Origin of the sequence: Aquimarina rhodophyticola, assembly GCF_042434915.1 — a bacterium.
Lineage (GTDB): Bacteria > Bacteroidota > Bacteroidia > Flavobacteriales > Flavobacteriaceae > Aquimarina.
Genome location: NZ_CP170198.1, coordinates 3,333,034 through 3,345,049, shown reverse-complemented (window position 1 = coordinate 3,345,049; position 12,016 = coordinate 3,333,034). Strand labels below are relative to the sequence as shown.

Annotated in this window: 8 protein-coding genes; 5 read left to right on the top strand and 3 right to left on the bottom strand. The window is 33.0% G+C overall.

All coding sequences use genetic code 11. The features are described from left to right. Nucleotides 1-198 precede the first annotated feature (198 nt). The 3 genes from ACE939_RS14500 to chrA form a co-directional block, all read right to left on the bottom strand. Entirely contained in the window at nt 199-2,592 is a 2,394-nt protein-coding gene (locus ACE939_RS14500) for an anion permease (protein ID WP_378186323.1), read from the bottom strand. 79 nt (nt 2,593-2,671) lie between these two features. Then, nucleotides 2,672-3,880 carry a porin gene (locus ACE939_RS14495; RefSeq protein WP_378186322.1) on the bottom strand — a complete coding sequence of 403 codons (1,209 nt, stop codon included), beginning with the start codon at nt 3,878-3,880 and terminating at the stop codon, nt 2,672-2,674. A 266-nt stretch (nt 3,881-4,146) separates the two neighbouring features. Further along, on the bottom strand, nt 4,147-5,265 hold the full coding sequence (gene chrA, locus ACE939_RS14490; RefSeq protein ID WP_378186321.1) for a chromate efflux transporter: 1,119 nt from the start codon (nt 5,263-5,265) through the stop codon (nt 4,147-4,149). 198 nt (nt 5,266-5,463) lie between these two features. On the opposite strand from chrA, the gene ACE939_RS14485 reads away from it, so the two are divergent. From ACE939_RS14485 to ACE939_RS14465, 5 genes are all read left to right on the top strand, one after another. After that, nucleotides 5,464-5,817: a toxin-antitoxin system YwqK family antitoxin gene (locus ACE939_RS14485; protein WP_378186319.1), complete on the top strand. Its 354-nt coding sequence runs from the start codon at nt 5,464-5,466 to the stop codon at nt 5,815-5,817. 350 nt (nt 5,818-6,167) lie between these two features. Next, the gene (locus ACE939_RS14480; RefSeq protein WP_378186318.1) at nt 6,168-8,924 is read left to right on the top strand and encodes a TonB-dependent receptor domain-containing protein; all 2,757 of its coding nucleotides are present in this window, start codon (nt 6,168-6,170) and stop codon (nt 8,922-8,924) included. Between the two features lie 181 nt (nt 8,925-9,105). Then, nucleotides 9,106-10,341, top strand: coding sequence for a hypothetical protein (locus ACE939_RS14475; protein ID WP_378186317.1), 1,236 nt, complete (start codon nt 9,106-9,108; stop codon nt 10,339-10,341). 234 nt (nt 10,342-10,575) lie between these two features. Further along, complete coding sequence (locus tag ACE939_RS14470; RefSeq protein WP_378186316.1) at nt 10,576-10,881, top strand: T9SS type A sorting domain-containing protein; 306 nt, start codon at nt 10,576-10,578, stop codon at nt 10,879-10,881. A 151-nt stretch (nt 10,882-11,032) separates the two neighbouring features. Beyond that, a complete protein-coding gene (locus ACE939_RS14465; RefSeq protein WP_378186315.1) occupies nt 11,033-12,013 on the top strand; it encodes an acyl transferase in 981 nt (326 codons plus the stop codon). Nucleotides 12,014-12,016 lie beyond the last annotated feature (3 nt).

Genomic DNA, 12,016 nt, shown 5'->3' with positions numbered 1-12,016 from the left:
AAGATACTATTTAAACAGTAGTAACCATATTTTTACTTACTTGGTAACAATAAACTAACATGAGATCCTAATTTTGATAACATTAAATTAACCTCTGTTATTCATGTTAATCAAGCTATTTTAAAGTTTTTATTGTATTTATAAAAAAAGCCGAATACCTTAATAGTATTCAGCTTTTTTTGTTATCATTTAGATAAATTAGTTCTTATAATGATCTCTATACGTTGTCAATAGATTCATTGTTGCGTTAATTAAATCTTTGGTCTCTAACAATAGCCCAAAGTATAAAGTAGTATTTTTTGGACTACTCTCTTCGGTACGAGTTCGCTCTATTTGACGATTTATTTTATCGTTTACTTTCTCAAAAAGCACTTGTTTCTCGTTTATTATTACATCGATACGTTCAAATTCGCGATTGCTGTACGCATCTTTTATTTGCCCAAACAAATCATTAAGTTCTTGTTCTATCTCCTTTAAATCTTTAATTTGATTAAACCTTAACTTCTTATGATTATTATTAACGTGTTTATGACTTGCTTTTGCAATATACTCTAGAGATTGAGACATATCCTGCAAATAGCCAAGTATAGAGATATAAAAGTTGCTAGCTCCTACGCTCGACTCATCAAGATTTTTTATAAAGTAAAAGATGTTATCTCTCAAGCCTTCAACCTCTGCATCTAATTTGGCAACACCTTTTTTACTCTTCTTTAAATCTGAAAGATCATATTTTGCTAAACTACTCATTGTATTAGAGTAAATTTTATTCGCTCGTTTAATAAAAGATTTAATATTGTCTGAGCTTTCTTCGATAACTCCTTGTATTGAGCTACTCTCGGATTTTGTAAGACTATCTTCTGCTTTTTCGGCTTTTACTCTATTGCGATAATTGACAGTGTTACGAATAAGCAATAACACCGCAATAAGTAATAATACGGCTATCATTACAGGACCTCCAAGATTAATTAAAAAAGCAATCGTAGCTGCTGCCAAAAATGCACTTATTGCAGTAAAAAACCAACCTCCAATTACATTTAAAACTCCAGCCACTCTATACACTGCACTCTCTGTACCCCAAGCTCTATCTGCTAACGAAGTACCCATCGCGACCATAAAGGTCACATAGGTTGTAGATAAAGGCAACTTCATTGATGTTGCTATAGAGATAAGAACTCCTGCAACCATAAGGTTAACAGCTGCCCGCACCATATCAAAAGCGGGCATCTCAAAGGTCTTATCTTTTGGTAGTTTTATTACTTTTTTGGTGAATTGTTTATCTAAAAACCGTTTTACAGATATTGGGGTAATTGCATTTAACCCTTGTCCAATTAAAATTGTACCTCTCACAACTCCTCTAGATAAAAAATTTGAATCAAAGCGTTCCTTGGATTCTCCCTCTCTTGACAAATTAATTTCAGTCTCTGCAACATATCGTGCTTTTTTAGAAAACCAAAGTGTAAGTACCATCACCATACCTGCTACAAATAATAATACTGTAGGTGTATCAACTTTAGAACTTAGCACATTCATTGAAAACTCTGAAGCGGGAACACCCGAAGCTACCCAAGCTTCATAGGACTGCCAAGCAGCTATTGGAACTCCAATGAAATTAACAAGGTCATTACCTGCAAACGCAAGTGCCAATGCAAAAGTTCCTACTGCTATTATCAACTTATATACATTGATCTTAAAAACAGCTGTTAATATATACGATATAATAGAACATATTACAAAGCCTATAGCTACAATAGGGAGTACGTATATTTCAAGTAACCCTCGTAGGGTAAGATCTATAGTTCCTTTTTCCAATGAAACTTTAAAGAAATCCTTTTTAGCCTTCGTTAATTCCTTTACAGACTCATATGACGCATTAAAATAGGTATTGGCCCAATCTAATAACTGCTCTGGGGAACCACTATAAATTGTATCAACTACAATTTTAGCATAATTAGTCCCTTTGATCCCTTTCATAAAAATGAAATATAAGATTGCAGTCAATGCAATACCTCCAAATAGAGCACCAACCCACTTTGCCTTCTTTTCAAAATTAAACGAAAGTAACATTCTGGTAAAGAATTGTACAATGGCACCTACAGAAAAAGCGACTACAACAGATAGTAAAATCCCAGAAATGATTTCCATAGCTTTTTTAGTATTGATATAGTTCCCTAAATCAGCTATCGATAGATCAGCATCTGCACCAATTTTAATCAAGGCGATACAAACAGCAGCTCCCAATAATTCAAACACAATAGAAACTGTCGTAGAAGTAGGCATTCCTAATGTGTTAAAAAAATCTAGTAATAATATATCAGTAATCATGACTGCCATAAAAATGATCATGATCTCATCAAAATAAAACTCACCTGGCACAAAAATCCCTTTTCTTGCCACCTCCATCAAACCACTAGAAAAAATTGCTCCTGCTGCAATACCTATACTAGCCACAATCATAATTGTTCTAAACGATATGGCTTTTGAACCAATGGCTGAGTTTAAAAAGTTAACGGCGTCGTTGCTAACTCCTACTATTAAATCTGCTATTGCTAAAATCGCCAATGCAGCAATCATTAAAATATAAATATTATCCATTTACTTTTGTGTTTAAAGTGCAAATATTAAAATCAAATTTGGGTCTAATGTTACCAAACTGTTATGTATCTTCAAGACCTTAGAAATGTATATCGAATTGTAATCTATATACTAAATCACTAGCCTTTCCTGCTTGTGTAATATACGTTAAATCTGTTTGTACCTTGAGTTTATGTCCTACAATAAATTTTGACAATCCAATTGTATAACGCTCTTCTAGCGGATCACCAACGATGGCATCATAATTTATAGATGTATACCTTCCCGCTAGCTCCCAATTACTTTTAAATATGAATCCGCTTTGCATACTCAAAGCGTTCCCTACGTTAACTATATCGCCTGTTGGGGTCTCACCATCTTCTTGAGTGGCAACTGGCTCGGCTGCATCACGACGTGCAAACTCTCCCATAAAAGAAAAGCCTTTATATTTAAACATAGCATCTGCAAAAATGGTCGAAATATCTGTAGCATACAAACCTGTATCAGTAAACATATAGTTTCCTAGGTTACTCCTAGTTTTTACGGCATCTTTATTAAAATCATACGTAAATCCAAGCGCTAATTTTGGAGTATTTTCTCTTTTTATAGCACTACCAATATAGTCACCTTTATCTAAAAAATTTCCGAAAGGTAAAATCTCTAATCTACTTGTATATTGATGTCCTCCAAGATTACCGCTAGTGATATTTCTACCTTCACCTTGTGATACTGCAAAAGCTTCCTTTACTACAAATTGCTTTCCGATTGTAAAGTAATGCCGTAATTGTAGCCCCAAATCTCGATCGATATTAAATCTACTATTTAAACGTGAACGATCGACAAATTGAAGGTTGCCCGAAGAGATTACCCGTTCCCGATTTCCAGGAAGTTTGGTTTGACCAGCCCATAATGTAAAATTTCTGTAAAAATTCCATTTAATAACGGCATCTAAAATATAACGCGGAGCGTTGCTAGTAAATTCTGAAGCACCAGAAATATCTCTATTTGATAAACCCAATTCTATTTTGTATTGCAACTTGGGTGTATAGGCAAAACCTTCAAACTTAAGACGTGCTCTTCGTACTAAGAAATTAGATTGGGCTTTCTCAAAGCTACCGTCTTCAATACCCCACTGTGTGGTAGATAAAAATTGCATCCGCGCACCAAATTTCATACTCCAAGAGCTATCTTGGGCTATGACATTAAAAATTCCTTTTCCAAATTTGGTGCTCGTTACTTCTTGTGCATAACTCTCAGTGACAATCAGTAAAAGCACCGCTGTCAATGAAATTTTGGATTTTATTGTCATTATTATTAGTTTTTGTCGCCGCAAAGAACCAATAACAATGTTATCTTAATGTTAACTAAACGTTTTCAAATAATTATTTAAACTAGTTAACCCTCTATAAGTGAATAGAAAGGCTGACTGGCCTAGTCAGCCTTTGTTTCAAAAATCGAAGTCGACAAAAACTAATGGGATTTAATGAAACCAATTGCATCATATGATACCCCAAAAATATTTTAATTAATAGAGTTCTATGTTATGTCAACTTTAAGCTAGTGTTAAAAAAGAATTTAGAAGTTCTGTAATATATAACCAATGAATGCACCACCAAGGACAATCCATATAACACTAATTTTTTTATAGAAAAAAACAACTACTAGCCCAGCTGTAAATATGACAAACATTCTCCAGTCAACTACAGTACTAACAGCCATACGATATAGAACGACCAACATGACCCCTACTGCTGCTACATTAACTGAATTGAGAAAGTGACGAAAAACAATAGATTTTTGTAATTTTGGGATTAAAGGATTTAAAATAAGTACAAAAATAAAAGATGGTAAAAAAATACCTAGGGTTGCTAATAGCGCTCCGCAAAAACCTCCTAATTGATATCCAATAAAAGTAGCGGTAGACAATACTGGACCTGGTGTGAACTGCCCTACAGCAATAGCATCAATTAATTCTACACGCGTTAGCCAACCTTTATCAACCAATTCGGAGTCTAAGTAAGCGAATAATACATAACCGCTTCCATACAACACGGCCCCTACCTTTAAAAAAATTAAGAATAGCTTAAGATGAGACAGTTTTGACAGTCCAAATGACAGCAATAGTATTGGAGAAATAGAAAATATCTTTTGCTTTTTCTCAATGCTATTAAAAACTATTGCTCCCAATATGCCCGAACCTAATAGAACAATAATTTCGTTTATCCCGAGAAAACTGGCAATTACCACCAAAACACCTAGCAACAAAAGTTGATAATTTTTAATTGCTTTTTGACCTAATTTAAAGATAGCAGAAGCTATTATTGCTAAAACTGCTGGTTTGATTCCGATTAAAAAAGGAGCTACTGCTGGCAACATACCATAGTGAATATAAAAATATGCAAATAATAAGGTTACCATGGTTGCAGGTAAAATAAAGCAAAAACCTGCTATAATTAATCCAAGTTTTCCAGCACGCTCGTGACCACAATGCATAGTCATTTCTGTAGAGTTTGGACCAGGAATCAAATTAGTTACCCCTATGAGATCCAAAAAATACTGACGTGACATCCACCTGCGCTTGGTTACAATTTCATCTTCCATCATTGCAATATGAGCAGCAGGCCCACCAAATGCCACACATCCCAATTTAAAAAATACAAATGCTACTTCTTTTAAATTCTTGTTTTTTGACATAATTAGTATAGAAAAAACAAAAATATAATAAGGTGTTAAATAAAAATAACCAAAATTATTAATTTTTAATCAACTGATAAATAATAATTTAAATATTTAATGTTAACTTAATGTTATGTATGTGTTGTCTGAATGTAAATAATTTATTATCTTTATAAAACATTCGTTAAAATAAAAGTCTCAAATAAAATATATCCTATGAAAAATTATATAATCGCAATTGTAGTTTTACTTTTTACCACTTCCACGTATGCTCAAGATATCAAACCAAAGTTTGACAAACAAGGAGATCTAATTAAAGGTACGTTCTTTTATGAAAATGGTGAAATTAGTCAAGAAGGCTTTTATAAGGAAGGAAAATTACATGGTAAGTGGGTGTCTTATAATCGCCAAGGCGAGAAAACAGCCATAGGAAACTATAATGAAGGTGTAAAATCTGGTAAATGGTTCTTCTGGAATTTGAATGGATTATCTGAAGTAGATTATTCAGACAATCAAATTGCTTCAGTTATCGCTTGGGGTAATGAGAAAAATATTGTTAGCAGAGACTAACAATTTTCAAAATATTATATACTATAAAGCTGTCATTCTTTGGCAGCTTTTTTATTTTTCAAAATAGTTTTACCGAAACAATTAGATAATATTAAAATAAAATTAGCGTCGTACGTCAAAATTAATTACAATTTCTTAACACACGATATAACATTTTCTCTTAGAACCAAACTAGATATAAGTAACTGTTTTTTAAATATTTAAGTCAACTTAACATCTGCACATAAACTTTCTTTAGTATTAAAAATATAAAAATTCGCTAACTTTATAATTACAGACTGATAATATACGCTTAATATTATTTCATCTGCCTTATGGTTTCTTTGCAGCAAAAATAGAGAGACAAAACAATGAGGAATTTATTTATTATACTACTAGTCATTTTTACCAGCAGTATGTACGCACAAGATAAAGGCGCTATCTCAGGTACAATCTTAGATAAAGAAGCTGGGGATCAACCTTTACCATTTGCAAATATTATAGTAAAAGGAACGTCTATTGGTACGGCTTCAGATTTTGATGGTTTATATACATTAGAAAATATACCTGTAGGGACTTACACACTTGAGATAAGTTTTACAGGTTATGAAACTATAACTCTTGACAATATTGATGTTAGTAAAGATCAGGTAACAAAAATCGATGCTTCACTAGGTGCTACCGCTGCGGCACTGGATGAGGTGGTTATTAAAGTGGAGACTAATAAAGAACGTGAAGAAGCTTTGATTCTTGAACAAAAAAATGCTGTAAAAATTGAACAAAAAATAGGTGCTCAAGAATTGGCACGTAAAGGTGTAAGTGACGCCGAAGGGGCGGTTACCAAAATTGCTGGAATTACTAAATCCGAAGGTGTAAAGAATGTATTTGTAAGAGGTCTTGGAGATCGGCTTAATGCTACAACCATGAATGGATTACCTTTGCCGTCAGAAGATCCTTTATACAAAAATATTTCATTGGACTTTTTTAGTTCAGATGTGATCAAAAACGTAGGAGTAAGCAAAACCTTTGGATCCTCCATGTATGGGGACGTAGCAGGGGCTACAATTGATATAGCATCAAAAGAGCATACAGGAAAAGAAGAGTTTAAAATTGATGTATCAACCGGTATCAATACCATTACTTTCAATAAAAAAGATTTTTTAACAGTTGATGGTGCGACACGATTAGGAACTAAAATTGACAATACTATTCCTACCGAGAATTTTCAAATATATAATTTTGACACTTCTTTTAAACCACGATCACAAGATCTACAAACAAATAGTAGTATCAGCTTGTCATACGGTAATAACTTTAAGATTAAAGACAACAAACTTAGCACTTATTTCTTAGCCTCTTTCGATAATGATTATTCATATCGAGATGGTGATATCTTTAGAATAACTACCACAAAAACAAAATTTTCAAAAGATGTGAGAAATGAGTCTTACAACTACAATGTGAAGCAAATTTTAATGGCTAATGTTGGATATAAATTTGGGGAATTAAATAATACCGTACAATATAACGGAATGACCATTCACAACAATTCTCAAATAGTTTCTGAACAGTTTGGTATTTCTGGTGATGAACAAGGTGATAATGAGCTCATATACATACGACGTCAACAACAAAACTCTAATAAATTATATGTAAATCAATTGCTATCTACCATTAATTTAAATGACCGCTTTTACCTTGATTTTGGAGCATCTTATAATATTGTTAGAGGTGATGAGCCAGATAGAAGAATTGATTCCTACACATTTGATCCAAATACAGAAATTTATCTTTTCGATCCAAACGGCCAAGCAAATACACAGCGATTTTATGGTGATTTGAAAGAGGATGAATATGCCGGAAAATTAAGTGTAAATTATAGATTCGGTAACTTCGAAGATGCTCAACGCAATTTTGGTGAAATCAAGATAGGTTACAACTACCGGAATACGGATAGGGATTTTGAAAATATAACTTTTGGATTTGTTCCAGTAACTGTTAATCAAAGAACAGATATAGATCCTGATAATATCGATAATATTTTAACACAAGGAGCTATACGAAATGGTGAATTCGAGTTTAGAACTAACCGAGGTCGTAGAAATATTCTTTTAGACTTTGCTCCATATACCTATAATGGAAATAAAGAAATTCATTCTGGATACATTGACATTTTTTATAACATTTCGCCATCTTTTGTTGCTAATATTGGTCTACGTGCAGAACAAGTTGATCAATCCATTGTTTGGGACACTAATATTAGCTCTAGTGACGATCCTAGCAATAGAGATTTAGGTAAGATTAATGAAAATTATTTGTTGCCGAGCCTCAACTTGAAATACTCTGTAGACGACAAAAATATAGTACGTCTTGCCGCTAGCAAAACCTATACTTTACCTCAATTTAAAGAATTAGCACCATTTAAATACGAGGGTGTTGATTTTAATGATATTGGTAATCCTGATATGGTTCCTGCAGATAATTATAATCTTGACATCAAATGGGAGCGTTATTTTAACTCTGGTGAACTTTTAACTATTACGGGATTTTATAAACACATTAAAAACCCCATAAATAGATATGAAGATACAGTAGGGAACCTAACCTATGATAATACTGGAGAAAAAGCAGAAATTTATGGTATTGAAATTGAAGCTAGAAAGAAAATCTACACGTTTGAGGGTGGTAATGGTGAAAATGATTTTTCTTTTGGACTTAACGCATCATTTTTGGAAACAGAGCAAGATCTAGAAGAAACATTAAGTTTTACAAATGCTTCTGATGGCTTAGAAGGAGCCTCACCTTTGTTACTAAATACTGATATTACTTTAAACACTAAAGGAAAAAAATTAAATACTACATCATCATTAGTTTTTAACTATTTTAGTGATAGAATTTTTAGCTTAGGTATTCAAACAAATCAGAATATCGTAGAAAAAGCAATTCCTACTCTTGACTTTATTTTTAAGACTGAAATTGGTGAAAAAACCTCACTTAAATTCGGTGCTAAGAACCTTTTAAATCCAACCTATAAACTTACTAAAGAAACAATCACCGGTGAAGAAGTTACTGTGACAGACTTTAAAAAAGGTATGAATTTTTCTGTTGGATTATCGTATCAATTCTAAAATTTTCTGTACTTGCAAAAAGAGCTCTTTCAAAAGAATTTGAAAGAGCTCTTTTTGATTAACACAAGCATAACATACATAAAGTGTAATTAACGAAGCGTTAAAGTTGTAGTAAAGTCTTCTGCCGATTTATTCACTTTATTTGAGCCATATAATTAAATCAACAAAATTTAAAGAAACGATGAAAAAAGTAGTTTTGACAGCTTTAACATTAACAGCATTAGTTTTTACAGGATGCTCAAGTGATGATGATGTTGCATTAAATCCGAATGGAGGGGGAAATCCAGAGGAAGAAACTAGCGGAGATGGAATAATCACTTCGATAGACGATGATGATTTTAAACCTTCAGATCTAAAAGGAGATGTTACTGGTGATATCAAATTGGTAGCTGGTACAGAGTACACACTAACTGGACCTTTAAGAGTAAAAGAAGGTGCAACTTTAGAAATCGAAGCTGGTACAACAATAAAAGCAACCGCAGGTGGTTCTGATGTTTTTGTAGCTATAGAGCGCGGTGCTAAAATTGAAGCTAATGGAACGGCAAGTGCACCAATTACATTCACTTCTTCTGCATCTAATCCAAGATCTGGAGACTGGGGTGGTATTGTTCTTGCAGGTAAAGCACCATCAAACGTAGGTGTAGATGCACAAACAGAGGTTGCAGGCTTAAAATATGGAGGAACAGTAGTTGATGATAACTCTGGTACTTTGTCTTATGTAATCGCTAAATATACTGGTGCAAGAATAGACGGAGAACAAGAATTTAATGGAATTTCTTTCTTTGGTGTAGGATCTGGTACTACGGTAAATAATATCGTGGTAGAAAATGGTGATGATGATGGTGTTGAGTTTTTTGGTGGTACCGTTAGCGTAACCAACCTAATGGTAGTTAACGCCAAGGATGATATGTTAGATTGGACTTTTGGATGGACTGGAACGGTTAATAATGCTATTCTAATCAGAGAAAAAGATTTTACTGCTGTTACTAAAGATCCTAGAGGTATTGAGGGAGATAGTAATGAGGATAATACTGCTGCTACGCCTTTATCTAACCCTACTATTAATAATATCACTATTGTAAATGACGCGTTAAGTACTGTTGAAATGTCGGATATGATCAAAGTAAGAAGAGGTAGTAAAGTTACCATAACAAATGCCATTGTTGCTTTGGGAAGTGATAATGGATCAAAAGCTGGTGACTTTATAGATCTAACAGATACTAAAGGTGGTGCAGATGCTGCTGCTACTATAACCGTAAGAGGTATAAATATTGACGAATCTGATGTGAAAAATGAAGTAAATGCAACTATCAATATTGATGCATCTACTACGGGTGCTGATTTAACAGTATTTGGTTTTGCAAATTATGATTTCACAGTAGTAAATGAGATTTTGGATTCAAAAGAACAAATCTAAAGTTTACTAAACAAAACGAAAGAAACCTTGTGAACTAGTATCACAAGGTTTTTTTAATTTAAAAAATTTCAAGATTCTCATTACCTCTATCTAACATTTTTTAAATTTTTACATTAATTTAACGAGCACAACACAATAAAAATAGTTTGATGTAGTGATTTATTTGTATCTTTAAGCGCCCAAAATAATTATAATATGAAAAAAATCTACTCATTATTTTTCTTAATGTTGCTCATGTCATTGTCCTCTACCCATCTAGGTAAAGCTCAATCAGATAGCGTTATTACTGATACTAGAGCCGCTCAGGTTATTGACGGTTTGCGTATATACCCTAACCCTGCCTCGGGGAATATTCTTAATATTAGTTCTGACAGAGCCCTGACAAAAACAGTTACTATTTTTAATGTTTTAGGTGCCAAAGTTCTTTTTAAAGTTCTTATCGGTAAAGAATTAGATATATCTTCACTTAATTCTGGAGTATATATTATTCAAATCAAAGAAGAAAAGAAGACTGCTACTAGAAAATTAGTCATTCGTTAGTTGTAGTTATAAAATAGAAGATAATTCTCTTTTTAAAAAGGTTTAATTTTATGAATGATTCTTAGTTATTGTACTAATTCCATACGTTACTACGAGTTTACAATTTACCTTTTCATACCTTTGTATTAGTTTTATATTACTAAGAAACTTTATGCTAAGTGAAGATATATTTTCTATTAAGAATTCAAAGGACTTTGAGAATGTAGCGCTTCGTGTTTTTGAATATCAATACACGAACATACCTATTTACCAAAGATTTTGTAATTTACTGGGGATAGGAAAATATACGGTTACTTCGATTGAGAACATTCCTTTTCTTCCGATTTCATTTTTTAAATCGCATTCAGTCGTCAAGCCCGAGGTCTTGACCGACCATATATTTACCAGTAGCGGTACAACTGGATCAATAGTTAGCACACATCATATTAGAGATTTAGTTATTTATGAACGCAGCTTTAACCTAGGGTTTAATCAATTTTATGGAGATATTAAGGAGTATACCATATTAGCCTTATTACCTTCCTATCTAGAACGCACTGGCTCGTCTTTAGTATACATGGTAGACTCTTTAATTAAGCGTAGTCAAGATTCTGATAGCGGATTTTATTTACACGATCTTGATGCGTTAACTCATAAATTAATTGCTTTACAAAAAACAAATAAGAAAGTTTTACTTATTGGAGTCTCATTTGCGCTGTTAGATCTGGTTGCAAAACAAACATTTGATTTAGGAGGTAATACTGTTATCATGGAGACAGGCGGAATGAAAGGTAGGCGAAAAGAACTAATACGTGAAGAGCTTCACGATATTTTAAAGAAAGGGTTTGGTGTAAAAAAAATTCACAGTGAATATGGAATGACAGAACTACTCTCTCAAGCATATTCGCATGGGGATGGACTTTTTAATTGCCCGCCATGGATGAAAATACAAACTCGTGATACTGAAGATGCTTTAACACGATTAAGTTATGAAAAAACTGGGGGTATTAATATTATTGATCTAGCTAACATAAATTCGTGCTCATTTATTGCAACTCAAGATTTAGGAAAACTACACAAGGATAACAGCTTCGAAGTCTTAGGTCGTTTTGACAATAGTGATATAAGAGGTTGTAACCTTATGGCTCTTTAAATT